The sequence below is a fragment of the Candidatus Devosia phytovorans genome (genome assembly GCA_029202405.1).
Lineage (GTDB): Bacteria > Pseudomonadota > Alphaproteobacteria > Rhizobiales > Devosiaceae > Devosia > Devosia phytovorans.
Genome location: CP119312.1, coordinates 3,845,381 through 3,868,300, shown reverse-complemented (window position 1 = coordinate 3,868,300; position 22,920 = coordinate 3,845,381). Strand labels below are relative to the sequence as shown.

The following is a 22,920-nucleotide window of genomic DNA, read 5'->3' as shown; positions in this document are numbered from 1 at the left end:
CGCGCATCCTGCTCCAACATGGTTACCAAGGTGTCAAATGCCGCCACATCCAACCGCATTTGCATCAAGTGCGAGTCAATCGCGGCGGCATTTTGGCAGGCGCCTGCATACCCGAACCGGTTTGCGCCGTCAGAGTTAACAATCGGCTAACACTTGCGTGACCGTGATCAATCAGCCTGCGTGTTGGGGACTACGCCGCCAACGGGTAGCTTTGCTCAACCACATAAGGACCGCCACCCACCGAATCCTTGCTGGAAAACAGCACAAAGCGCCCGATTGGAAAGCTCAGCGGCTCGAAACGCCCTGACTCGGCGAGGAACTGCGCCAGCTCGAAGGCGCCGGTATTGCGCAGGCGGGCCAGCGAGACATGCGGGACGAATTTTCGGCCCTCGGGCGGCAGGCCCGCGCGTTGCAACACCCGCTCATGCGCCGATTGCAGCCGGTTGAGCTGCTCGCTGGGCTCGACGCCGGCAAACAGGGCCCGCGGCTTGTCACCGCCAAAACTGCCCAGATGTGTCAACCTGACCGAGAAGGACAGCGAATGACTGAGCCGGTCGAGGCTGTCGGCCACTTCATTGGCGGTCTGGTGATCGACGTCACCGATGAAACGCAGGGTAATGTGGTAGTTTTCCGGGTCGATCCAGCGCGCACCAGTCAAACCGCCGCGCTTGAGGGACAGCGCAAATCCAACATCGGCCGGAATTTCGAGGCCGGTAAAGAGCCGGGGCATGGGGCCCTCCTCTTGAAGTGGATTGCAACGCGATTCGCGCTTCGACCCTAACATAACGCCATTGTGCGACCAGCCCATTCGTCGCACCCCGCCATCACGACTTGTAAACGCCTGAACCTGCATCCATATTGTTTCATCAAGTGGCGAGAAATGCCCACCGGCGGTAAAAGAGACCGCTTTTCAATTGGGAAAGGAAACCGACTATGGCTGAATATGACCGTCAGACCCTCGGAGCGCGGGCCGGCTCGGCCTTGGCCATCGACGAGGGCCTTCGCAGCTACATGCTGCGCGTCTACAATTACATGGGCATTGGCCTGGTGGTAACGGGCCTGGTGGCCTGGTTTGCCGCAGCCGCTGCCGTGACCACCGATCCGAACGCAGCCGTTGGCGCACTTGAAAACGGTACGCTGGTAACCCAATGGGGCGCCTTGCTGTTCACCAGCCCCCTCGCCTGGGTGCTGATGCTGTCGCCGCTGGCCTTCGTGCTGGTGCTCAGCTTTGGCATCAACAAGCTCTCGACCGGCGCCGCACAGGCCGTGTTCTGGGCCTTTGCTGCCGTAATGGGTCTGTCCCTCTCGTCGATCTTCCTCGTCTATACCGACGCCTCGATCGCCAAGGTCTTCTTCATCACTGCCGCTACCTTCGGCGCGATGAGCCTTTGGGGTTACACCACCAAGCGTGACCTGACCGGCATGGGCAACTTCCTGATGATGGGCCTGATCGGCCTGATCATCGCCTCGGTGATCAACATCTTCTTCTACAACGGCATGCTCGAGTTCATCATCTCGATCGTTGGTGTGCTGATCTTCACCGGCCTCACCGCCTATGACACCCAGAAGATCAAGGAAAGCTATTCGGAGTCGCTCGGCGCCGACGTGCTGACCAAGCAGGCCATCATGGGCGCGCTGAACCTCTACCTCGACTTCATCAACCTGTTCATGATGCTGCTCCGCCTGCTGGGCAACCGCGAGTAAGCACTGGAACGCTTGATCCTCTGATCAAGCAATTTGGTTGGACGGACATCGGGACCGCATCCTAAACAGGGTGCGGTCCTTTTCTTTGCCTGGATGAGCAGCCGTGTCCGACTTTTTGCTTCGCCCTTTCCGCTGGTCCGACGTGCCGGCGATCACCGCCATCTACAAGCACTATGTGGAACAGACGGCGATCACCTTCGATACCGAAGTGCCGGGCGAGGCCGCCATGGCGGAAAAATTCGCCGCCCTCGTCAAGCTCGGCCATCCGCTGATCGTGGCGGAAGTCGACGGCGCCGTGGTCGGCTATGCCTATGCGAGCTTCTACCGCCCCCGCGCCGCCTATCGATTCACCTGCGAGGATTCGATCTACCTGCATCCCGACGCGAAGGGAAAAGGCATCGGCAAGGCGCTGCTGACCGAGCTTCTGGCGCAATGCAAAAGCTTCGGCTTCAAGCAGGTTATCGCCGTGATCACCGCTGACACCGCCAATTCCATCGCCATCCACGAAAAGTTCGGCTTCCGCCATGTCGGCCGCTATGACGCCGTGGGTTACAAGTTCGACCGCTGGCACGACATAGTGCACCTGCAACTGGCTCTCTAGAAGCGCTTGGTCATGGGCTGACCAGTTGCCGGATCGAATGGACCGGCATCCTGCGAGCGGATGGCGTGGTAGAAGCGCAGAGCTGTTGCCGAACTGTGCAGCCGACCCGTTGTCACCCCCGCAGCAACACGCATCTCTTCCAGCGTGACCATCAGCGCCTTGCTGACGCCGCGGAAGCGGAAGTCGGGATGCACATAGTTGAGGGTGACCGTGTCCCCCTGGATACCGCCAAGTCCGGCTATCGTGCCGTCGATCTCGGCCACAACAAGCCTGATGTCAGGCTTTTCAAGCAAGCGCGTGAACTTGTCGTTCGGCCCGACCCAATCGGCGATTGCAGCGGGATCGCCGGCATGGTCGGCTCTGCAGAGATCGCGAATGCTCGCCCGGCGCAACTCGGCCATGGTCGCTGCATCCTCGGACAGGGCGGCGCGGATGATGATTGTTGAACCCCTGCTTGTCCGCACAAGAACTGTCCAGGCGCGATAGGGAAGCCGCTAGCCCACCACCGCCAGCTGCGGATCGAGCACGCGCAGTACCTGTGCCAGATCGTGGCCCCGCTTGAGGATGCGGCCCTGCTGGTTGGTCACTGCATATTGGCCCTGGCGGTTGCGCAGGCGCGGTGTCTTTTCAATAATGTAGAGCGGGCGCTCCGAGACGCGAGCATAGATGGAAAACACAGCCCGCTCGCGCAGGAAATCCATTGCATAGTCGCGCCATTCGCCCTGCCCGACCTTGCGACCGTAGACATTGAGGATGAGCGCCAGCTCCTTGCGGTCGAAGGCAACCACACCCGGCACTTTCGATGGCGCTTGGCTCACGGCAACCTCGCCGGCATGGACCAGCGACAGGTTGGACGTCTTGTCGTTCGGCGTGCGGCCCTGCAAGTGCGGCTTAACTCCGGTGTCAAAACACTGTCATGATGACAGCTTTGACCGTCTTTGCAAGACCGGCAAATTCCCCAATTTGGTCACACTTTGTCCCCGAACACGCCAGATTGGCTCGGCAATATTCAACCATTGCCTCCAGTGACTGGCACCCGGGCCGACCGAGCCCCCAAACCCAGAAGCCCGGGTGTCAGCCATTTCTAATTGAGTTGACCAGTCTAAGCTTCCCGTCCTTGCCCCCAAGGACGGGATTTTTTGTGCCTAGTTCTCGAGCGTGGCGGCACCGAGGATCGGACCGGGCAGGCCATTGCTTTCCTGCTGCACGATGACCGCAATGCCCGTGTCGGGCTCGGCAAGTCCCTCCGGCACTGGCAGCTTGAGCACGGCGCCATCGGCGCCTTCCCACATGCCCAGTGCCTGACGGCCGGTGACGACCTGGGTATAGACCATGGCCTTCCCGGCATTTTCGCCCTTGTCGACCGACACATCGGCGCGATCGAGATAGGTCACAAGCCAGACCACGGCATTGTCGAGATCGGCATTGGCGGGAATGGTAATCTTGAGCATGTCTCCCGCATGGGTGATATCGACCGGCAACGGCAGGCTCGCCCCGTCCAATGCGCCATGCACCTCGTTGCGCCGGGACCCGACGACGCCCTGCGCGCCATTGACCACCATTTGCGGCGTATAGATGCGGGACGATCCCCAGCTCTTGGCATAGGCCCGCTGGCGATCCGAATAGGCTTCCTGGCCGAAAGTGTCTTCCCAGCCGGCATAGTCCCAATAATCGACGTGATAGGCCAGGGCGACCACATCCTGGTCTTCGGCCAGGCTGGTCAGCAGCGCATCGGCCGGCGGACATTGAGCACAGCCTTGGCTGGTGAACAGCTCGACCACTGCCCTAGGGCGCGCCACGCCATTGTCGGCATTGGCCGGCAGGCAGAGCCCAGCAAGGGTGAGAAGGCCCAGGGTGGCGGCAATGAAGGGTTTGATAGTCATGGGCAAACTTGTAAGCCGGGCTTACATCCACCCGCCAGTCAAAAGAGGGTGACGATGGCAAACTTTGTCTGCGCTGCGACCCGATTGCCGCAGGCCTGGTCAGGATGCAAAAACAAAAATGGCGGCTCAATGGCCGCCATTTTCACGGACGATCACACCTGAACTAGGCCGCGACGAGACTACGCAGCACATAGTGCAGGATGCCACCATGCTTGAAATAGTCGAGCTCATTGGCGGTATCGATCCGGCATAGCGTTTCGATAGTGAACGCTTCGCCATTGGCGCGGGTGATCTTCACATTGACCCTGGCCCTTGGCGTAATCTCGGTCACGCCCTCGATATCGACAGTCTCGCTGCCATCGAGGCCAAGGCTCTGCCAGCTCTCTCCATCCTTGAACTGCAGCGGCACGACGCCCATGCCGACCAGGTTCGAGCGGTGGATACGCTCGAAGCTCTGGGCGATCACGGCACGCACGCCGAGCAGGTTGGTACCCTTGGCCGCCCAGTCGCGGGACGAGCCCGTGCCATATTCCTTGCCGGCAAAGATCACCAGCGGCGTGCCTTCGGCCTGATAGGCCATGGCGGCATCATAGATCGCCATCTGCGAGCCATCCGGACCCTTGGTGTAGCCGCCTTCGACGCCGGTGAGCATCTGGTTCTTGATGCGGATATTGGCAAAGGTGCCGCGCATCATCACCTCGTGATTGCCGCGACGGGCGCCGTATGAGTTGAAGTCGCGCGGCGCGACCTGCCGCTCCTCGAGATATTTGCCCGCCGGTGTGGAAGCCTTGAACGAACCGGCGGGCGAGATGTGGTCGGTAGTGATGGAATCAAGGAACAGCGCCAGGACCTTCGCCGAGGCGATATTGGTCACCGGCTTGGGCTCCATCGACATGCCCTCGAAATAGGGTGGGTTCTGCACATAGGTCGAGCTGGAATTCCAGCCATAGGTCTGGCCACCCTCGATGGTGATCCCCTGCCAGTGCTTGTCGCCCTTGAACACATCCGAATAGCGCGCGCGGAACATCTCGGCATTGACGTGCTTGCGAACGATCTCGGCAATCTCGAGATTGGAAGGCCAGATATCTTTGAGATAAACCGGCTGGCCATTGCTGCCCGTGCCGAGCGGCTGGGTGGCGATATCGACATTGAGCGTGCCGGCAATGGCATAGGCGACAACCAGTGGCGGCGAGGCCAGGTAATTGGCGCGCACGTCGGGATTGACGCGCCCCTCGAAATTGCGATTGCCCGACAACACCGATGCCGCCACCAGCTTGTTCTCGTTGATCGTATCGGAAATGGCCTGCGGCAGCGGACCCGAATTGCCAATACAGGTCGTGCAGCCATAGCCAACGAGGTTGAAGCCAAGCGCATCGAGATCGTCTTGCAGGCCCGCGGCCGTCAGATAGTCGGTGACGACCTGGCTGCCGGGGGCCAGCGACGTCTTGACCCAGGGTTTTGAATTGAGCCCCAGTGCCCGCGCCTTGCGTGCCACGAGGCCCGCCGCCACCAGTACCGAAGGATTGGACGTATTGGTGCAGGAGGTAATAGCCGCGATCACCACCGAGCCATCCGAGATATGGTAGTCCGTGCCCTTGACCGAAAAGGCGGCTTCCTCGGGAATGTCATGCACGCCACTGGCACCCTCGTCGACGAAGCGGCTCTCCTGCTTGTCATCGGGCAGTTTCGTCCGCTCGATGCGGCCACCGGAGAGTTCCGGCAAGGCCGCGGCAAAGGCCGATGTCACATCCTTGAGCGCGACACGGTCCTGCGGGCGCTTCGGCCCCGACAGCGAGGGCACGACCGTGGAAAGATCCAGCTCCAACGTCGCGGTGAAGACCGGGTCCGGCGACGTGGTTTCGCGGAACATGCCCTGCGCTTTGGAGTAAGCCTCGACCAGCGCGACACGATCAGCGTCGCGGCCAGAGGTTGTGAGGAACTTCAGCGTATCGGCGTCGACCGGGAAATAGCCGCAGGTGGCGCCATACTCGGGCGCCATATTGGCAATGGTCGCCTGGTCTTCGAGGCTAAGATAATCGAGGCCGGGGCCGTAGAATTCGACGAACTTGCCCACCACGCCCTTTTTGCGCAGCATTTCGGTGACCGTCAGCACCAGGTCGGTGGCCGTGATGCCCTCGTTGATCTTGCCATTGAGCTTGAAGCCGACGACTTCGGGGATGAGCATGGTGACGGGCTGGCCCAGCATCGCCGCCTCGGCCTCGATGCCACCGACGCCCCAGCCGAGCACCGCCATGCCGTTGACCATGGTGGTATGCGAGTCGGTGCCGACCAATGTATCGGGATAGGCGACCACTTCGCCATTTTCTTCGCGCGTCCAGACGGTCTGGGCGAGATATTCGAGGTTCACCTGGTGGCAGATGCCGGTGCCAGGGGGCACAACGCGGAAATTGTCGAAGGCAGACTGGCCCCAGCGCAGGAATTCATAGCGCTCGCCATTGCGCTCATATTCGAGCTCGACATTCTGATTGAACGCCAGGGGCGTACCGAAACTGTCGACCATCACCGAGTGATCGATGACGAGGTCAACCGGCACCAGCGGATTGATCTTTTGCGGATCAGCGCCAAGCTTGGCCGTGGCATCGCGCATGGCGGCGAGATCCACCACCGCAGGCACGCCGGTGAAATCCTGCATGAGCACGCGGGCTGGACGATAGGAGATTTCGTGTTCGGAGGTACGGGTCACGAGCCAGGTCGCTACCGCCTCGATATCGGCCTTGGTGACGGTGCGATTGTCTTCAAAACGCAGAAGATTTTCCAGCACGACCTTCATCGAGGACGGGAGGGCCGACACGCCCTTGAGGCCGTTCTTTTCGGCCTCGGCAATGGAATAATAGGTATAGCTCTTGCTGCCGACCGTGAGAGTGGATTTGGACTTGAAGCTGTCTACCGACGTCATCGTCTCCGCCTTTGCTTGCGGCAGGCACATCAACCCTGTGGCAAAAAGCCCGAAGGCCGCTCAACTGCGCTGCCTATGCTGGAATGACTCCAAACTATAGAGAGATATAGAGAATGCGCATTGGGCTTGCCAGCCCGACACCGCCTTCACTAGGAGATGGGGTCATGTCCGAACAGCATCGCTTTGCACCGCTGACCCTGCGCCTGACAGGACTGTCCTGCGGTCGCGGTGGCATGCCCCTCTGTTCCGATCTGACCTTTGCTGCAACGCCCGGCCACTGCCTTTTGTTGCGCGGCCCCAATGGCACCGGCAAGACGACGCTGCTGATGACCCTGGCCGGCATCCTGACGCCCATGGCCGGCGACTACGCCTTCGAGGGGGTCGGGGAGGACGAGAAGCTCTTGCACTATTGCGGCCACCGCAATGCCATCAAGCCACGGCTCTCCGTCATGGAAAACCTGGGATTTTGGGCCGAAATCAACGGACCGACCGGCATGGCGCCGCAGACGGCGCTCGACGAGGTCGGCCTCGGCCATTTGAGCGATCTCGATGCCGGCTACCTTTCTGCCGGTCAGTCGCGCCGTCTTGCTCTGGCGCGGCTCCTGGTGACCTTCCGCCCGCTCTGGCTGCTCGACGAACCCACCGCGGCGCTCGACATGGAAGGCCACGACCTAGTGACCCGACTGATCGACCGCCATCTCGACCAAGGCGGCCTTGTCCTCGCCGCAACGCATGACCCTATCACCCTGCCCGACCCCGCGCGCATGGAAACCCTGGTGCTGGGGATGCGCCAGTGAAAGCTTTCCGCGCCATGCTGGTTCGCGAGCTGCGCCTGACGCTGCGCGGCGGCGGCGACGTGCTGACGCTGGTGCTGTTCTTCGTCATCGTCGGCGCCATCGTGCCCTTTGCCGTCGGTCCGGACAAGGAACTGCTGTCGAGTATCGCCCCCGGCATGGTCTGGGTTGCCGCCTTTCTGGCCATGCTGCTCGGCCTCGACAAGCTGTTCCGCCCCGACCACGAAGACGGTTCGCTGATCCTGCTGCGTCAGGCCGACCTGTCGCTGGGGGCCATCGTCGTGGCGAAACTCATCGTCCACTGGCTGGTTTCGGCCCTGCCGCTGGTCGTCGCCAGCCCGATCCTCGGCATGTTCCTGGCCATGGACATGGAAACCTTCTGGCGAACCTTTCTGTCATTGCTGGTCGGCACACCGGCGCTGGCCGCCTTTGGCATGGTCGGCGCGGCCGTGACCGTTGCCATCCGTCGCGGCGGGCTGATCGCGCCGATCATCATCGCGCCGCTGTCCATTCCCGTGCTGATCTTCGGCACAGGTTCCGTCACCGCCACCCAGTCCAATGCGGCCATGCTGTTTCTTGCGGCATTGAGCCTCATGGCCCTGGTGCTGGCGCCCGTTGCCGCCGTGTTTGCAATAAGTTCAGCGGAAGATTAGAGCCAGATCTCATGAGCCTCGATAACGCGCCAAAACTGAGCTGGTGGAACCGGATCGCCAATCCGGGCCAGTTCGTCGTCATGACGAAACCCTTCCTCTGGCCGCTGACGATTCTGACCGCCGCGCTCTTCGTCATCGGCCTCTACTATGCCTTCTACGCCTCCCCGGCTGACTACCAGATGGGCGACACCGTGCGCATCATGTATGCCCATGTGCCCAATGCCTGGTTGAGCCAGTTCGTCTATGCCACCATGTCCATCTCGGCCATCGGCACCCTGGTCTGGCGCCACCCCATGGCCGACGTCTCGATGAAAGCCGCAGCCCCGCTCGGCGCGCTGTTCACCGCCCTCGCTCTTTTCACCGGCGCCCTCTGGGGTCGCCCGACCTGGGGCACCTTCTGGGAATGGGACGGCCGCATGACCTCCACCCTCGTTCTGCTCTTCATCTACCTGGGCCTGATCGCCCTCTGGCGTGCCTTTGACGACCAGCTGCGCGCCGCCCGCGTCATCGCCGTCTTTACCCTCGTGGGCGCCATCAACATCCCGATCATCAAATTCTCGGTCGACTGGTGGAGCACGCTGCACCAGCCTGCCAGCGTCTTCCGCCCCGATGGCCCGACCATGCCCGGTTCCATCCTGACGCCGCTGTTCGCGATGTTCTTCGCCTTCACGTTTCTTTTTATCACGCTGCAGCTCAAGGCCATGCACACCGAGGTCAAGCGCCGCCGCGTGGCGGGCCTGCAGCGTCGCCTGGCGCAGGGAGACCGGACATGATTGATCTTGGCCAGCATGCCGCCTTCATCCTCTGGGCCTACCTCGGCGTGGCCATCGCTGTGGCAGCCCTGATCGCCTGGACGCTTTTTGACGCCCATCAGGTCAGCCGCAAGCTGGCAGCCCTCGAAGCGCGCAAACCGCGCCGGTCCGCCTGATCATGCGCTATGTGCTTTTTGCCCTGCCACTGATCCTGCTCGTCGCGCTGGTTGGCGTCTTTGCCATGTCGATGAACCGGGACCCAAACCTCGTCCGCTCGGTTTTGATCGACAAACCAGCGCCTGCCTTCAATATGGCCGAAGTCCCCGAGCTCGGCGTTCCGGGCTTCGATACGGCAGCGCTCGAGGGCGATGTCACCGTGGTCAATGTCTTTGCCTCCTGGTGCATTCCTTGCCGCGACGAGCATCCGCTGCTGGTTGCGCTGAAAGACGTGAGCGGCGTGCGGCTCTTCGGCATCAACCAGGCCGATGCGCCGGAAAACGCACGCGCCTTCCTTGCCGAACTGGGCAATCCCTACGATGCCGTCGGCATGGACCGCGACCGCCGCGTCTCGATCGACTGGGGCGTCTATGGTGTGCCCGAAACTTTCGTGGTCGATGCCGAGGGGACGATCACTTTCAAGCATGTCGGCCCGCTTGATGCCGAAGCGATTGAGACCGAGCTCCTGCCCGCCATCGAAGCCGCGAGGCACTGACCCCTTCGGAGCAAAAATTGTTCAGCTAGCGTTCAGACGGACTTTGGCAAGAAGTCGCCATAGTGTTCGAGTAGTGACGAAACATGCTGCAGCTCCTGACCAGATTCATGCGTGACGAAGCCGGGATTACCTCGGTTGAATATGCCCTGATCGCCGCCATCGTCACCGTGGTCATGACCGTCGCCGCCTCGGCCGCCGGCTTCAGTCTGGCAGACATCACCGGCTGATTTGACTTGGTCGTCGGCCGATGAGAGCATCGGCCAATGTCCCGCACCGACACCGCCTCCCGCCTGATCAAGGCGTCGCCCTCCGAAGTTTACGCCGCCCTGACCTCGGCCGACGCGCTGGTGCAATGGATGCCGCCCAAGGGCATGACCGGCGAAATGCAGGCCTTCGACCCTCGTCCGGGCGGGCAATATCGCATGGTGCTGCGCTATGACGACAAGAATTACATCGGAAAGAGCGGCGGCAACGAGGATATTGCCGAGGCGCGGTTCATCGAACTCGTGCCTGACGAACGCGTCGTGCAGACGGTTGACTTCGTCAGCGATGATCCGAAATTCTCCGGCACCATGACAATGTCAACGCTGCTCACTTCGACGAACGGCGAAACCGAAGTGCGGTTCGTGGCGGAAAATGTTCCGGAAGGCATCAGCGCCGAGGACCACGCCGAAGGCATGAACTCGTCGCTGGAAAACCTGGCGGGGTTCGTCGAGCGCTAGTTCGCGAGTTGTGCTGGTCCCTGGCCGTGGATGTGCTATTTTCCGCAAAAGGAGATCAGCATGGTTGAACTCACCATCAAGGTTCCTGACGATACGAAGGCATGGCTTGAGTCCAAGGTCGAGGGCGGCCCTTTCGATTCGATCGACCACGCCATGCGCTATGCCTTGCGTGAGCAACGTGAGCGCGACGAACCGGGCTTTGTCTATTCCGAGCAGGATATCGAAGACATGCTTAATGAGGCCAGTGCGAGTGGCTCTGTCGCCATGCCGTCAGTTGAAGAGATTATGGATGAGGCCATGCGCCAGGACGACGAGCCAAAACAGTCTTGAGTGGCGTCCGGCTATCGCCCCAGGCCCAAAAGGATTTGGTCCGGATCGCTAGGTACAGCCGTAAAAAGTTCGGCGCCAGGACGGCTCAAGCCTATATTCAGGGTATTCACGATGTCCTGGCGGTATTGATGGCGAATCCGGGTCTCGGTGTCGAAGTGAAATCGAGGCGGCAGAACAGGCACCGCCACCCCCATCGGCAACATGTCGTCTTTTACGAGATTGAACCTGCCGGCATTCTTGTCCTGCGCATCTACCCGATGCCCCGCCTGCTCAAGGCGAACGCACTGCCAGACTAAAAATCGCTCGTCAGGCCCTTGATCTCCCAATCGCCATAGCGGCTGGGCTCCAGCCCGCCGCGGCCGCCTTCTTCCTTGAGGGCGAAGGCGGTCTTGCCGTCGATGGCGGCACGCCGCGCCTCGGCTTCGGCCAGGGCACGTTTGGCGATATCGCTCAGAGGTGGGCGGGGAAGCTCTTCGGTGTTGTCGTCGTTGCTCATGGCCTGATCCATTACGATTTGCTCATGCCGCTTGCATGGAACCCTCGGGCACACAACATAATTGCTCAACCACACGAACCCAAGGGCTCATGATGTTCAACGCTTTACGCACCACCGTTCTTCTTGCCGGCCTGACCGCGCTGTTCATGGTCGTGGGCTATTTCATCGGCGGAACCGGCGGCATGATGATCGCCTTCGGCTTTGCGCTGCTGACCAATCTGTTCGGCTACTGGAATTCCGACAAGATGGTGCTGCGCATGCAAAATGCCGTGCCTGTCGAGCGGAGTCGCGTGCCTGAGCTCTATGACATGGTCGATATCCTGTCGCGCAAGGCCGGAATTCCGACCCCGGCGGTTTATGTCATCAACACCGACCAGCCCAATGCTTTTGCCACCGGCCGCAACCCCCAGAACGCCGCAGTCGCCGTGTCGACCGGGCTGCTGAAGCATCTCGAAACGCGCGAAGTTGCCGCCGTGGTGGCCCATGAGCTGGCCCATATCCGCAGCCGCGATACCTTGACCATGACCATTACCGCCACCTTTGCCGGTGCCATCTCGGCCCTGGCACAATTCGGCCTGTTCTTTGGCGGTGGCAACAATCGTGACAATCCGCTGGGCGGCATCGGCGCCCTGCTGATGGTTTTCCTCGCCCCAGTGGCCGCCATGATGGTGCAGATGGCGGTGAGCCGTACGCGCGAATATGAGGCCGACAAGGACGGCGCCGAGATCTCCGGCGACCCCATGGCCCTGGCTTCGGCGCTGCAAAAAATTGCATCCCTGGCCGGTCGCCAAGTCAATGTCGCAGCCGAGCGCAACCCGGCCATGGCGCATATGTACATCATCAATCCGCTGAACGGATCCCGGATGGATAACCTGTTTTCCACCCATCCCGACACCGGCAACCGCATTGAACAGCTGCGCAAGCTTGCGGCGACGATGCAGGTGAAGGATAAGGGCGCAAGGCCTCAGCCTCGCCCGCAGCCGGTTTCGACCGGTCGCACCAATGGCGGTGGCTGGCGCGTGCCGAGTGCCGGACGAACCGGTGATGACGGCGACAATCGCGGTCCCTGGGGATAGAATCAAGCGTGGCGCATAACAAACCTGATCCGGCGGGGCTCAAGCTCCGCCTCGTTGCTGCACAGCGGCTCAAGGACGTCCTGGCGGGCGACAATTTCGTGCCGCTCAATGCCAAGGACCTGGCCGATGGGCGTGACCGCGCCCTGGCCAACCGGCTGATCACCACCGCCCTGCGCCGTCAGGGCCAGCTCAATTTCATCATTCATGCCCTGCTCGAAAAGGGCATGCCCGGCAAATCCGGCACGTTCGAAGCCGTGCTGCGCCTGAGCCTGGCGCAACTGGTCTTCCTCCCCGATCTTGGCGCCCACAGCGCACTCTTTCTTGCCGTCGAAGCCGTCAAGCGCGATCCCAAGGCGCGGCATCTTTCCGGCCTGATCAACGCCGTGTTGCGCTCCGCCCAGGCCAATTCGGCCAAGTTCGGCATGCTCGACGACGACTTGCTCATTCCCGAAACCTTTGGCGACACCTGGCTCCAGGCCTATGGCGAGGAGGGTATCGACGGCTTTTCGACCGCGCTGCTGGCCGGCGCGCCGCTCGATCTGACGCTCAAGCATGACGATGCCGAACTGATCGAAGCGCTCGGAGCAGAAAAGCTGATCGGCGACACGGTGCGCATCGACCAGCGTGATCGTCCGGTTGAAGCCCTGCCCGGTTATGACGATGGCAAGTGGTGGGTGCAGGACGCTGCTTCCGCCATCCCCGCCCGCCTGCTCGGCGCCAAAGCTGGCGGTCGCGTGCTCGATCTTTGTGCCGCCCCGGGTGGCAAGACCGCCCAGTTGATCAAATCTGGCTATGCAGTGACGGCGCTCGATAGCGATGCGACGCGTATGGAACGGCTCAAGGACAACCTCAAGCGCCTCGACTATTCCGCCGAGATCATTGTCGGCGATGCCGGCACTTTCGCTCCCAATTCGCCCTATGACGGCGTGCTGCTCGACGCGCCCTGCTCGGCCACCGGCACTTTCCGCCGCCATCCCGAAGTGATCTGGCACCGCTCGGTCAATGACGTGGCCGGCCGCGTGCGGCTGCAAAAGGCACTGCTGACCAATGCCTTCCGATGCCTCGATGCCGGCGGCGCGCTGATCTACTGCGTCTGTTCGCTCGAGCCGGCCGAAGGCGAAGAGCAGGTGGACTGGGCACTTGATTCGCTGCCCGGGCTGGAACTCTGGCCAGTTACGCACGAAGAGTTGCCAGGTCTCGAACAGGCCGTGACGGCAAAAGGACTTGTGCGTACCCATCCGGGCATGGCCCCGAACGGACACGAAGGTGGTATGGATGGGTTCTTCGTGGCCCGATTCCGCCGCCGCGCATGACCGCAACGCCCGATGACCGGGCCCATGAGGTGCCCGTGACGGCAAGAGACAAGGCAAAGCTGGCCAGTCCCGCTCGGCGGGTGCGCTGATGGCGCCCTCTCTGCCGCATGGCCTGCGCAAGCTTGCGCTGGGCATTGCCGATTCGGCCGTCACCATGCCGGTCATGCGCTGGACCTGGCGCGGCCTCGCCGACGACGCCTTTGGCGGCGAATTGCCCGAATTGCGTCCTGCCGACCGCGAAACCGTGCGCGACATGATGAGCGGGCGCTATCTGCTGGCCTCCAAGCTGATCGAAACGGACGGCGCCTCGCCCTTTGCCATGCAGGTCGATCATGTCGACTGGTGGCTGAACCTGCATGGCTTTTCCTGGCTGCGCCATTTCCGGGACGTCCGCGACCCCGGCGAACGCCTGTTCGCGCGCATGCTGGTGCTCGACTGGATCGGCCATGAGGCGCAGTTCCAGCATGACACCTGGGCCCCGGCACTGACCGCGCAGCGTATCCTCAACTGGCTCCGCCATCTGCCCCTGCTGCTCGACGGCGCCAATCCGGCCGAAACCCGCACCATCCAGCGCGTGCTCGGCGCCCAGATCCAGAGTCTGAAAGTCCGCGCGCCGCTGACCAGTGACCGGGCGGAGGCACTCTTTGCCCATATCGCCCTGCTGGCCGCCGAATATTGCGAGCAGAATGACAAGACAGACGTTCCAACGCGCGTCGAAAGGCTCAATGTCGAACTGGCCGACCAGCTCGACAGCGACGGCATGCACCTGTCCCGCAATCCACGCCTGCAATTGCAGCTGCTGGTCGAACTGGTGAGCATTCGGCCCATCGCCGCCTCGGTCAAATCGGAGGCCGGCAATGAGCTGGTCGCCCAGATCGACCGCATGCATGAAAGCCTCGATGCCCTGACGCTCTCGAGCGGCGAACCGGTCTATTTCAATGGCTGCGGCCACCTGCCCCATGACGTGCTGATCGCCATTCAGGCCAATGGCCCGACCCGCAAGCATCGCTCCATGCTGCTCGGCGGCTATGGCATCCTGCGGGACGGCAATGCGGTGGTGATTGCCGATTCCGGCCTCGCGCCACCGCCGGGCCTGAACAGCGATCTCCACTCCAGCGCCCTGGCCTTCGAATTTTCCCATGGCACCGAGCTGATCCTGGGCTCCTGCGGCCCGGCCCCGTCGGACCTGCCGCAGAGCAAGGCTTTGTTTCGCCAGGGCGTGGCCCACTCGGCGCCGACCATTGACGCCGAAGATGTACCCCCTCAGCGCAAGCCTGACCTGGTGCTCGAAAGCGCGGACAATCTTCTGGCGCTGACCACCACCGGCTATGCCCGGCGCTTCGGCGTCGAAATCGAGCGGCGCATCACCCTGCTTTCCGGCGGCACCACGCTGGTCGGCCAGGACCACCTGATCGCTTCGGGCAACAATCCATCGGGCCTGCTCGCCCTGCGTTTTCACCTGGCGCCCGGCGTCATGGTGCGGCGCAATCCTGGCGAGGGCATTGTCCGGCTTGTCCTGCCCAATGACGCCGTCTGGAGTTTTCTCTGGGAAGGGGCCGAACTGCGCGAAGAGGAAAGCGTGCGCCAGTCGGCCTATGTCGGCTTTCACAAGACGCGGCAGCTGGTCCTTGAGGTTGACGTTGCGGCCGACGCCGAAGTTGCCTGGATCTTCACGCTCGAACAGGGCTGAGGCGTCCCTAAAGAGGGTGGCCCTGCAGGAGGGTTCGTGATAGCGAACCGGACAAAATCCACATCACGGGCGAGACATATCTCATGAGCAAGACGGTCAGGGTCGGGCGGGCGCTGCTTTCGGTATTCGACAAATCCGGCATGGCCGACTTTGCCGGGGGGCTCAGCGCGGCAGGCGTGGAGCTGGTGTCGACCGGCGGCACGCACAAGCTGATCAGCGATGCCGGGCTTCCCGTCCGCGAGATCGCCGACCTCACCGGCTTCCCCGAAATGATGGACGGCCGCGTCAAGACCCTCCACCCCAAGGTGCACGGCGGCCTGCTCTCGGTGCGCGACAACCCCGCCCATGCCGCCTCGATGGACGAGCACGAGATCGGCGCCATCGACCTCGTGGCGGTCAATCTCTATCCCTTCGAAAAGACCGTCGCCTCAGGCGCCTCCTATGATGAGATCATCGAAAATATCGATATCGGCGGCCCGGCCATGGTGCGCTCCGCCGCCAAGAACCACGCCTATGTGACGGTGGTCGTCGACCCCGCCGACTATCCGGAAATCCTCGCCTCCATCACCCAGACCGGCGGCGTGCCCTTCGAGCTGCGCCAGAAGCTGGCGGCCAAGGCCTATGCCCGGACGGCCGCCTATGACAGCGCCATTTCTGCCTGGTTCGCCAAGGCGATCGACTATCCTGAAATTCCCTATCGCAGCTTTGCCGGCTCCCTGCGCGAAGTCATGCGTTATGGCGAAAACCCGCATCAGTGGGCTGGCTTCTATGCCAATGGGGACAGCCGTCCGGGCGTCGCCACCGCCACCCAGGTGCAGGGCAAGACGCTGAGCTACAACAATATCAACGATACCGACGCCGCCTTCGAACTGGTCAGCGAGTTTGATCCCAAGGAAGTCGCTGCCGTCGCCATCATCAAGCACGCCAATCCCTGTGGCGTTGCAGTGGCCGGTGACCTTTTCACGGCCTATAGACAAGCTCTGCGCACCGATCCGGTCTCGGCCTTTGGCGGCATTGTCGCCACCAATCGCGAGATCGACGCGGCGACCGCGACCGAAATCGTCAAGGTCTTCACCGAAGTGATCGTCGCGCCTTCCGCCACCCAGGAAGCCCAGGACATCATCGCCGCCAAGAAGAATCTGCGTCTGCTGCTGACCGGTGGCCTCGCCGATGCCAAGGCCGATGGCCTCGTCGTCAAGTCTGTGGCCGGTGGCCTGCTCGTCCAGAGCCGCGACAATCGCAATGTCGACGATTGCGAGCTCAAGGTGGTGACCAAACGGCAGCCGACCGATGCCGAAATGGCCGACCTGCGCCTCGCCGCCAAGGTGGCCAAGCATGTGAAATCCAACGCGATTGTCTACGTCAGGGATGGCGCCACCGCCGGCATTGGCGCCGGCCAGATGAGCCGCGTCGATTCCGCTCTGACAGGCCACCGCAAGTCGATCGATGCCGCCCGGGCGGCCGGTATCGAGGGTGCCCTGAGCCAGGGTTCCGTCGTTGCGTCTGACGCCTTCTTCCCCTTTGCCGATGGTCTTGAGGCCCTGGTCGCCGCTGGCGCTACTGCGGTTATCCAGCCGGGCGGCTCGATGCGCGACGATGAGGTCATCGCCGCCGCCGACGCTGCGGGCATCGCCATGGTGATGACGGGCATGCGCCATTTCCGGCACTAAACTGCCGCACGACCTTACGAAAGCGTAATTTCGGAAAGGTCCGGCGGTAAGACCTTCTTGAGATTGCCATGGCAGATTGCGGGATCGTGGACGTCAGCCACGATTCCGAGGCCCCATGCGGATCAAGATACCTTCCGACCTGTCCGCTCTGCTGTCTGCCGGCCTTTGGCGGTCGGTGGCGTCGCTTGGCATCAAGGTTGCCACCGCCGGCCTGACCTACCTGACCTATGTGGTGCTCTCGCGCACCATGACCCCCGACGAATATGGCCATTTCGCCTTTGGCCTGGCGCTGGCGACCGTGCTCGCCATTGCGGCGGGCCTCGGCCAGCCCATGGCCATCCTGCGGCTCTGGTCGCAGGAAACCGTGAGTGGCCGCCACGAGGCTGCGGTCGACGCGGTGCGCGCCGGCTCCAGCCTTACCATCGGTTCGGGCCTTGTCCTTTCTGCCCTGCTCTGCGCACTGACCTTCGTCGTCTGGCAGGTCTATCCGCCCGCCGATACGCCCAACCATTTCTACGGCGCCGCCTTTCTCATCCTGCCCATGGCCATGGCCGAGTATAATTCCTCGGTGCTGCGCGCCCAGGGATCGCTCTGGACGGCCCTGGTGCCGCGCGACATCTTCTGGCGCCTCGCCCTGCCTGGCGTCGTGCTGGGCCTGTTCGGTCTGGGTCTCGTGCTGAGCGGGCCCGAGGCGCTGGTGCTGTCGGCAACGCTGCTGTCACTCATGCTGGCCGCCCAGTTCTGGCGCGCCGAGACCGGCAAATATGTGCTGATGCCAGCGCTGGGCGCCGTGCGCCGCTACTGGCAGCAATGGGGTGGCATTTCCCGCTGGCTGATGCTGGGCGCGCTGATCGAGACGGCCGCGCTCAATGCCGATGTGATACTGGTCGGCTTGATGCTCGACCTCGAAAGCTCGGGTGTCTATTTCAACGCCTTCCGCACCGCCGGGCTGATGACGCTCTTCACCTTCGCCATCGAACTGGTGATCGCGCCCATGGTGGCGCAGCACTTCCATGCCGGTGAAATGCGCCAGGCCCAGGCGATCACCGCATTGGCCTCTGTGGCCGGTTTCGTCTTCTCGCTCGGCATCTTCGCCATCTTCGCCGGCTGGGGCGGCTTCGTGCTGTCGCTGTTTGGCGACTATTATGCCGAGGGCACGACCGTGCTCATCCTCCTGGCGCTCGGCCTGCTGTTCGACGCCGCGACCGGTCCATCCAAGATCGTGATGATGATGACGGGCCACGAGCGCGCCTATGTTGCCATCTTCGGCACCATCATGGGCGCTGGCCTGCTGGTTCAACTCCTCGTCATCCCCACCTATGGCATTGTCGGCGCGGCCTGGGCCAATATGGGTGCCCGGATCGTGGCGCAGATCGCCATCGCCTTCTGGTGCCGGACCCGCATTGGCCTCGACACCAGCCTGCTCGGGGTCTTCGCCATCCGTAGCACCGGCCCGCGCTGACCGTACCCAGCGTTACGGTTCTGCTTGACCACGCGACCCGTCCTGCCTTAGAACCAATCCAAACTTTCCCCTCCGGAATACCGCTATGACCAAGGCTCGCACGCTTTACGACAAGATCTGGGACGACCATCTGGTACAGAACAACGAGGATGGAACCTCGCTGCTCTATATCGACCGTCACCTTGTCCATGAAGTGACGAGCCCGCAGGCTTTCGAGGGCCTGCGCATGAACAATCGTAAGGTGCGCCACCCCGAGCGCACGCTGGCCGTTGTCGACCACAATGTGCCCACCACCGACCGCTCGCTGCCCAACCCTGATCCGGACAGCGCCATCCAGATCGAAACCCTGGCCGAAAACACCCGTGATTTCGGCATCGAATATTACGACCCCTTCGATCGTCGCCAGGGCGTCGTGCATATCGTCGGCCCCGAGCAGGGTTTCACCCTGCCCGGGATGACCATCGTCTGCGGTGACTCGCACACCTCCACCCACGGCGCCTTTGGCGCTCTGGCGCACGGCATCGGTACGTCCGAAGTGGAACACGTTCTGGCCACTCAGACGCTGATCCAGCAGAAGGCCAAGAACATGCTGGTGCGTGTTGATGGCCAGCTGCCTCCGGGCGTCACCGCCAAGGACATCATCCTCGCCATCATTGGCGAGATCGGCACGGCCGGTGGCAATGGCCATGTCATCGAGTTCGCCGGCGAAGCCATTCGCTCGCTGTCTATGGAAGGCCGCATGACGGTCTGCAACATGACCATCGAAGGCGGTGCCCGCGCTGGCCTGATCGCTCCCGACCAAACAACCTTTGACTACGTCAAGGACCGCCCGCGTGCGCCCAAGGGCGAAGCCTTCGATATGGCTGTCGACTATTGGAAGACGCTCTTTACCGACGAAGGCGCCCATTACGACAAGGTCGTCATCCTGGACGCCGCCAAGCTGCCCCCGATCGTCTCCTGGGGCTCTTCGCCCGAAGACGTCATCTCGGTGCAGGGTGCTGTTCCCAACCCCGATGACATTGCCGACGAGAACAAGCGCGCCTCCAAGTGGCGGGCGCTGGACTACATGGGCCTCAAGCCCGGCACACCGATCACCGACATCAAGATCGATCGCGTCTTCGTCGGCTCCTGCACCAATGGCCGTATCGAGGATCTGCGTGCCGCTGCCGCCGTCATCGGCGACCGTAAGGTGGCTTCGCATGTGTCGGCCATGATCGTTCCGGGGTCGGGCTTGGTGAAGGAGCAGGCCGAAGCCGAAGGTCTCGACGTCATCTTCAAGAATGCCGGCTTTGAATGGCGTGAGCCAGGTTGCTCCATGTGCCTTGCGATGAACCCCGACAAGCTCAAGCCCGAAGAACGTTGCGCCTCGACCTCAAACCGCAACTTTGAAGGCCGCCAAGGCTTCAAGGGACGCACACATCTGGTCTCCCCCGCCATGGCCGCTGCGGCCGCCATTGCCGGCCACTTCGTCGACATCCGCGAGTGGCGGTAAGCCCACTGGATTGGGGGGCGCGCTTCGCGCCCACCCTTGACGATATCGAGGCTCTGGCGAGCGATGCGCTCGCCAACCTCCCCGAGCCGTTCAAGTCACTGGCTTCTGACGTAACCTGCACGGTCGCCGAATTTGCCGAGGACGATATTCTCGAGCACTTCGGCATGGAAAGCCCCTTTGAACTCATGGGCTTGTTCACAGGCGTCGGCCTGACCGAAGACGGCGCCACGCCGCAGACCGGGCAAATGCCCAATACTGTCTTTCTATACCGACGCGCCATCCTCGATTACTGGGCAGAGCATGATTACAATTCGCTTGGAGAAGTAGTCACCCATGTATTGGTGCATGAACTTGGTCATCATTTCGGTTTTTCCGATGATGACATGGAAGCAATCGAAGCATCCGCCGACCGGGACTAGTCTCTGGATTCGCTGCGAATTGTCGCAAATGCCAGCAACTTAGCGCCTGCCTGTTAAGGTAAACGGGCAGTAAAGTTTTGCATTACGACAATTATGGTCTTTATTCCGGCTCAAGTTCAACCGTTGACCGCGCAGGAGACATTCCTCACTCGGCCACGCTAACCAAAGGAGTGCGGAGATGACTGTGCGAAATAGCAAAACAGCCCTCAAGATCGTCCAGCCAGAACTCGAACAGATGGAAGCCGTGCTTCAGGAAGCCGCAAAGCAGTCCGCACCCATGGTACAACGTCTTGCCAGCCACCGCGATCGTATCGACCAGGCCATCAAGGAACTGGAGAGCGAACGCTTCGAACTGATCTCGCGCCGCGACATGTTCCGTCGGCAGGCCGAAGCCGTCGAGCAGGGGCTCTCCATGCATATCGACGACATCGAAGCCACCATGCGCCTCTATGAGGGCGGTCTGCAGTCGCTGACCACCACGCAGGACTGATTTCTGACGGTCATTTCGTCAGGCGGGGCTGACCATCAGCTCCGCTCGACGAATTCGAATTCGGCTTCATTGCCGCCTGCAGGATCGTCGGACACACGAATGGCCAGCTTGCCTTCGTCCAATGCCGCGAACCATTCCTCCCAGCTCACCAGATGAAACCCGCCGATCCGGTCTGGCCCTTCATTGCCGTCGGTATTGATGGCGTGCTGGCCAAAGGTCAGCTGCAGCAAGGTGCGCATGCCCGTGCCATCGGGCGTATCCATCAGCATCGGATTGCCACCGCGGGCCTCGGCCCACTGCCGGATGTCTTCGCGCGAGGTGAGTGTCTTGGCCATTCTGGTCTCCTTGGAACTGCTGGGACAATAGCGGGAACCCAAGTCTGGTTCCTTGACCCACAGCAAGCCACAATTCCCAAGCCACAATTGGCCTGCTATGAGCGACGTCACAGCGTTTTCGGAAGAACTGGGTACCAGTCTTTCCCCGGAAGCGCGCAAGACAAAAGAGCGACTATGAGCAATACGTCCAACCGCGTCCTCCTTGGCCAGATCGGCGCCGCCCATGGCATCAAGGGCCATGTGCGCATTGCCGCACACACTCAGGATCCGCTGGCCATCGGCAGCTATGGTCCGCTCGAGACCGATCGTCCGGGCCTGACCGTGACGCTGAGCAAGCTGCGCCTGCACAAGACCGTGGTTGTGGCCCAGATCAAGGGCATTTCCGACCGCAACGAGGCCGAGGCGCTCAATGGCGTCAACCTCTTCGTAGACCGCAGCAAGCTGCCCGAGGTCGAAGACGAGGACGATTTCTACCACGCCGACCTCATCGGCCTTGAAGCCCGGCTCGACACCGGCGTGGTGATCGGCAAGGTTTCCGCCATGCCCAATTTCGGCGCTGGCGACCTGCTCGAAGTGCGCGATCCCAATAGCGGCGACACCTATCTCTACCCCTTCACCAAGGCCGTGGTGCCGCAGGTCAATATTGCCGAGGGATACCTCACCATCGTTGTGCCGCTCGACGCCGAAGAGGGCGAGGAAGAGCCCGATTGAGCTTTTCCGCCGAGATCATAACCCTCTTTCCCGAACTCTTTCCTGGCCCCCTGGGCGCTTCGGTACTCGGACGGGGGCTCAATGATGGCCTCTGGTCTCTTCATGCCACGCAACTGCGCGACTTCGCAGAAGACCGCCACCGCACAGTCGATGACAGTCCCTCGGGTGGCGGCGCCGGCATGGTGCTCAAGCCCGATATTCTGGCCAAGGCCATCGACACCCTGGCGCCAGAGAGTGATCCTCGCCCGCGCATCCTGATGTCACCGCGGGGCAAGCCGCTGACCCAGGCACGCGCCCGCGAACTGGCACTGGGACCCGGCGCCGTCATCGTCTGCGGTCGGTTCGAGGGCATCGACCAGCGCGTCATAGATGCCCGCCAGCTGGAAGAGATTTCCATTGGCGACTATGTGCTGGCCGGCGGCGAAGTTGCCGCCATGGTGCTGCTGGAGGCCGTTGTGCGGCTCATCCCGGGCGTCTTGGGCAAGGCCGAGAGCCATGCCGATGAAAGCTTTGAGAACGACCAGCTCGAATATCCGCAATACACCCGGCCTCAGAGCTTTGAAGGCGTCGATATTCCGGCGGTACTGACCTCGGGCGACCATGGCAAGATCGCCAGGTGGCGGGCCGAGCAAAGCCTTGAGTTGACCCGCGCGCGCCGGCCGGATCTCCTGACGACCAAAACGTCATAAATCCGGCGG

The 22,920-nt window shown here is 62.1% G+C and carries 27 protein-coding genes; 20 read left to right on the top strand and 7 right to left on the bottom strand.

Annotated elements, in window-relative coordinates; all coding sequences use genetic code 11:
* Positions 1–190: 190 nt before the first annotated feature.
* Positions 191–730 carry an RNA 2',3'-cyclic phosphodiesterase gene (thpR, locus tag P0Y65_18965; GenBank protein ID WEK04235.1) on the bottom strand — a complete coding sequence of 180 codons (540 nt, stop codon included), beginning with the start codon at positions 728–730 and terminating at the stop codon, positions 191–193.
* Between the two features lie 203 nt (positions 731–933).
* On the opposite strand from thpR, the gene P0Y65_18960 reads away from it, so the two are divergent.
* Both P0Y65_18960 and P0Y65_18955 read left to right on the top strand, forming a co-directional pair.
* A complete protein-coding gene (locus P0Y65_18960; GenBank protein WEK04234.1) occupies positions 934–1,704 on the top strand; it encodes a Bax inhibitor-1/YccA family protein in 771 nt (256 codons plus the stop codon).
* A gap of 103 nt (positions 1,705–1,807) precedes the next feature.
* Entirely contained in the window at positions 1,808–2,305 is a 498-nt protein-coding gene (locus P0Y65_18955; GenBank protein WEK04233.1) for a GNAT family N-acetyltransferase, read from the top strand.
* Here P0Y65_18955 and P0Y65_18950 read toward each other — a convergent pair.
* The 4 genes from P0Y65_18950 to acnA all read right to left on the bottom strand — a co-directional run bounded on the left by P0Y65_18950 (position 2,302) and on the right by acnA (position 7,105).
* Complete coding sequence (locus P0Y65_18950) at positions 2,302–2,706, bottom strand: GNAT family N-acetyltransferase (protein WEK04232.1); 405 nt, start codon at positions 2,704–2,706, stop codon at positions 2,302–2,304. The genes P0Y65_18955 and P0Y65_18950 overlap by 4 nt on opposite strands.
* A 93-nt stretch (positions 2,707–2,799) precedes the next feature.
* Positions 2,800–3,147 carry a DUF2794 domain-containing protein gene (locus P0Y65_18945; protein WEK06844.1) on the bottom strand — a complete coding sequence of 116 codons (348 nt, stop codon included), beginning with the start codon at positions 3,145–3,147 and terminating at the stop codon, positions 2,800–2,802.
* A gap of 303 nt (positions 3,148–3,450) precedes the next feature.
* Positions 3,451–4,188: a DUF1223 domain-containing protein gene (locus P0Y65_18940; GenBank protein WEK04231.1), complete on the bottom strand. Its 738-nt coding sequence runs from the start codon at positions 4,186–4,188 to the stop codon at positions 3,451–3,453.
* A gap of 163 nt (positions 4,189–4,351) precedes the next feature.
* On the bottom strand, positions 4,352–7,105 hold the full coding sequence (gene acnA, locus P0Y65_18935; protein ID WEK04230.1) for an aconitate hydratase AcnA: 2,754 nt from the start codon (positions 7,103–7,105) through the stop codon (positions 4,352–4,354).
* A 197-nt stretch (positions 7,106–7,302) separates the two neighbouring features.
* Here acnA and ccmA point away from each other — a divergent pair, with 197 nt between their 5' ends.
* From ccmA to P0Y65_18895, 8 genes are all read left to right on the top strand, one after another.
* Positions 7,303–7,902 carry a heme ABC exporter ATP-binding protein CcmA gene (gene ccmA, locus P0Y65_18930; GenBank protein ID WEK06843.1) on the top strand — a complete coding sequence of 200 codons (600 nt, stop codon included), beginning with the start codon at positions 7,303–7,305 and terminating at the stop codon, positions 7,900–7,902.
* Positions 7,899–8,552, top strand: a complete 654-nt coding sequence (gene ccmB / locus P0Y65_18925; protein WEK04229.1) for a heme exporter protein CcmB — start codon at positions 7,899–7,901, stop codon at positions 8,550–8,552. The genes ccmA and ccmB overlap by 4 nt, the downstream gene beginning before the upstream one ends.
* A gap of 11 nt (positions 8,553–8,563) precedes the next feature.
* A complete protein-coding gene (locus P0Y65_18920; GenBank protein WEK04228.1) occupies positions 8,564–9,325 on the top strand; it encodes a heme ABC transporter permease in 762 nt (253 codons plus the stop codon).
* On the top strand, positions 9,322–9,480 hold the full coding sequence (gene ccmD / locus P0Y65_18915; GenBank protein WEK04227.1) for a heme exporter protein CcmD: 159 nt from the start codon (positions 9,322–9,324) through the stop codon (positions 9,478–9,480). Before P0Y65_18920 ends, ccmD begins: the two co-directional genes overlap by 4 nt.
* 2 nt (positions 9,481–9,482) lie before the next feature.
* On the top strand, positions 9,483–10,016 hold the full coding sequence (locus P0Y65_18910; GenBank protein WEK04226.1) for a DsbE family thiol:disulfide interchange protein: 534 nt from the start codon (positions 9,483–9,485) through the stop codon (positions 10,014–10,016).
* Between the two features lie 107 nt (positions 10,017–10,123).
* Positions 10,124–10,243, top strand: coding sequence for a Flp family type IVb pilin (locus P0Y65_18905; GenBank protein WEK04225.1), 120 nt, complete (start codon positions 10,124–10,126; stop codon positions 10,241–10,243).
* Between the two features lie 36 nt (positions 10,244–10,279).
* Positions 10,280–10,738: an SRPBCC family protein gene (locus tag P0Y65_18900; GenBank protein WEK04224.1), complete on the top strand. Its 459-nt coding sequence runs from the start codon at positions 10,280–10,282 to the stop codon at positions 10,736–10,738.
* A gap of 60 nt (positions 10,739–10,798) precedes the next feature.
* The gene (locus P0Y65_18895) at positions 10,799–11,068 is read left to right on the top strand and encodes a hypothetical protein (protein WEK04223.1); all 270 of its coding nucleotides are present in this window, start codon (positions 10,799–10,801) and stop codon (positions 11,066–11,068) included.
* Positions 11,069–11,360: 292 nt separating this feature from the next.
* On the opposite strand, the gene P0Y65_18890 is transcribed toward P0Y65_18895, so the two are convergent.
* The gene (locus P0Y65_18890; protein ID WEK04222.1) at positions 11,361–11,564 is read right to left on the bottom strand and encodes a DUF1674 domain-containing protein; all 204 of its coding nucleotides are present in this window, start codon (positions 11,562–11,564) and stop codon (positions 11,361–11,363) included.
* A gap of 92 nt (positions 11,565–11,656) precedes the next feature.
* Between P0Y65_18890 and htpX the strand changes: the two genes are divergently transcribed.
* The 8 genes from htpX to P0Y65_18850 all read left to right on the top strand — a co-directional run bounded on the left by htpX (position 11,657) and on the right by P0Y65_18850 (position 21,176).
* A complete protein-coding gene (htpX, locus tag P0Y65_18885) occupies positions 11,657–12,640 on the top strand; it encodes a zinc metalloprotease HtpX (protein WEK06842.1) in 984 nt (327 codons plus the stop codon).
* Positions 12,641–12,648: 8 nt separating this feature from the next.
* Positions 12,649–13,953 carry an RsmB/NOP family class I SAM-dependent RNA methyltransferase gene (locus P0Y65_18880; protein WEK04221.1) on the top strand — a complete coding sequence of 435 codons (1,305 nt, stop codon included), beginning with the start codon at positions 12,649–12,651 and terminating at the stop codon, positions 13,951–13,953.
* Positions 13,954–14,041: 88 nt separating this feature from the next.
* Positions 14,042–15,643, top strand: a complete 1,602-nt coding sequence (locus P0Y65_18875; protein ID WEK04220.1) for a heparinase II/III family protein — start codon at positions 14,042–14,044, stop codon at positions 15,641–15,643.
* Between the two features lie 83 nt (positions 15,644–15,726).
* A complete protein-coding gene (purH, locus tag P0Y65_18870; protein ID WEK04219.1) occupies positions 15,727–17,313 on the top strand; it encodes a bifunctional phosphoribosylaminoimidazolecarboxamide formyltransferase/IMP cyclohydrolase in 1,587 nt (528 codons plus the stop codon).
* A gap of 115 nt (positions 17,314–17,428) precedes the next feature.
* A complete protein-coding gene (locus P0Y65_18865) occupies positions 17,429–18,775 on the top strand; it encodes an oligosaccharide flippase family protein (GenBank protein ID WEK04218.1) in 1,347 nt (448 codons plus the stop codon).
* Positions 18,776–18,860: 85 nt separating this feature from the next.
* Positions 18,861–20,267 (top strand): 3-isopropylmalate dehydratase large subunit, encoded by a 1,407-nt coding sequence (leuC, locus tag P0Y65_18860; protein ID WEK04217.1) that lies wholly within the window; start codon positions 18,861–18,863, stop codon positions 20,265–20,267.
* Positions 20,258–20,686 (top strand): metallopeptidase family protein, encoded by a 429-nt coding sequence (locus P0Y65_18855; GenBank protein ID WEK04216.1) that lies wholly within the window; start codon positions 20,258–20,260, stop codon positions 20,684–20,686. The genes leuC and P0Y65_18855 overlap by 10 nt, the downstream gene beginning before the upstream one ends.
* Before the next feature lie 178 nt (positions 20,687–20,864).
* Positions 20,865–21,176 carry a hypothetical protein gene (locus P0Y65_18850; protein ID WEK04215.1) on the top strand — a complete coding sequence of 104 codons (312 nt, stop codon included), beginning with the start codon at positions 20,865–20,867 and terminating at the stop codon, positions 21,174–21,176.
* A gap of 35 nt (positions 21,177–21,211) precedes the next feature.
* Here the strand turns inward: P0Y65_18850 and P0Y65_18845 are convergent, their stop codons facing one another.
* Positions 21,212–21,511: a hypothetical protein gene (locus tag P0Y65_18845; GenBank protein WEK04214.1), complete on the bottom strand. Its 300-nt coding sequence runs from the start codon at positions 21,509–21,511 to the stop codon at positions 21,212–21,214.
* 174 nt (positions 21,512–21,685) lie between these two features.
* Between P0Y65_18845 and rimM the strand changes: the two genes are divergently transcribed.
* Positions 21,686–22,222, top strand: a complete 537-nt coding sequence (rimM, locus tag P0Y65_18840; GenBank protein ID WEK04213.1) for a ribosome maturation factor RimM — start codon at positions 21,686–21,688, stop codon at positions 22,220–22,222.
* The gene (trmD, locus tag P0Y65_18835) at positions 22,219–22,911 is read left to right on the top strand and encodes a tRNA (guanosine(37)-N1)-methyltransferase TrmD (protein ID WEK04212.1); all 693 of its coding nucleotides are present in this window, start codon (positions 22,219–22,221) and stop codon (positions 22,909–22,911) included. Before rimM ends, trmD begins: the two co-directional genes overlap by 4 nt.
* Positions 22,912–22,920 lie beyond the last annotated feature (9 nt).

Coding starts and splice junctions, on each gene's coding strand:
- P0Y65_18900 (WEK04224.1), top strand. CDS start 10,280: ATGTCCCGCACCGACACCGCCTCCCGCCTGATCAAGGCGTCGCCCTCC.
- P0Y65_18960 (WEK04234.1), top strand. CDS start 934: ATGGCTGAATATGACCGTCAGACCCTCGGAGCGCGGGCCGGCTCGGCC.
- thpR (WEK04235.1), bottom strand. CDS start 730: ATGCCCCGGCTCTTTACCGGCCTCGAAATTCCGGCCGATGTTGGATTT.
- P0Y65_18950 (WEK04232.1), bottom strand. CDS start 2,706: ATGGCCGAGTTGCGCCGGGCGAGCATTCGCGATCTCTGCAGAGCCGAC.
- P0Y65_18910 (WEK04226.1), top strand. CDS start 9,483: ATGCGCTATGTGCTTTTTGCCCTGCCACTGATCCTGCTCGTCGCGCTG.
- rimM (WEK04213.1), top strand. CDS start 21,686: ATGAGCAATACGTCCAACCGCGTCCTCCTTGGCCAGATCGGCGCCGCC.
- leuC (WEK04217.1), top strand. CDS start 18,861: ATGACCAAGGCTCGCACGCTTTACGACAAGATCTGGGACGACCATCTG.
- P0Y65_18845 (WEK04214.1), bottom strand. CDS start 21,511: ATGGCCAAGACACTCACCTCGCGCGAAGACATCCGGCAGTGGGCCGAG.
- P0Y65_18905 (WEK04225.1), top strand. CDS start 10,124: ATGCGTGACGAAGCCGGGATTACCTCGGTTGAATATGCCCTGATCGCC.
- htpX (WEK06842.1), top strand. CDS start 11,657: ATGTTCAACGCTTTACGCACCACCGTTCTTCTTGCCGGCCTGACCGCG.
- P0Y65_18895 (WEK04223.1), top strand. CDS start 10,799: ATGGTTGAACTCACCATCAAGGTTCCTGACGATACGAAGGCATGGCTT.
- P0Y65_18940 (WEK04231.1), bottom strand. CDS start 4,188: ATGACTATCAAACCCTTCATTGCCGCCACCCTGGGCCTTCTCACCCTT.
- P0Y65_18875 (WEK04220.1), top strand. CDS start 14,042: ATGGCGCCCTCTCTGCCGCATGGCCTGCGCAAGCTTGCGCTGGGCATT.
- ccmD (WEK04227.1), top strand. CDS start 9,322: ATGATTGATCTTGGCCAGCATGCCGCCTTCATCCTCTGGGCCTACCTC.
- P0Y65_18865 (WEK04218.1), top strand. CDS start 17,429: ATGCGGATCAAGATACCTTCCGACCTGTCCGCTCTGCTGTCTGCCGGC.
- P0Y65_18920 (WEK04228.1), top strand. CDS start 8,564: ATGAGCCTCGATAACGCGCCAAAACTGAGCTGGTGGAACCGGATCGCC.
- acnA (WEK04230.1), bottom strand. CDS start 7,105: ATGACGTCGGTAGACAGCTTCAAGTCCAAATCCACTCTCACGGTCGGC.
- P0Y65_18850 (WEK04215.1), top strand. CDS start 20,865: ATGACTGTGCGAAATAGCAAAACAGCCCTCAAGATCGTCCAGCCAGAA.
- P0Y65_18890 (WEK04222.1), bottom strand. CDS start 11,564: ATGAGCAACGACGACAACACCGAAGAGCTTCCCCGCCCACCTCTGAGC.
- purH (WEK04219.1), top strand. CDS start 15,727: ATGAGCAAGACGGTCAGGGTCGGGCGGGCGCTGCTTTCGGTATTCGAC.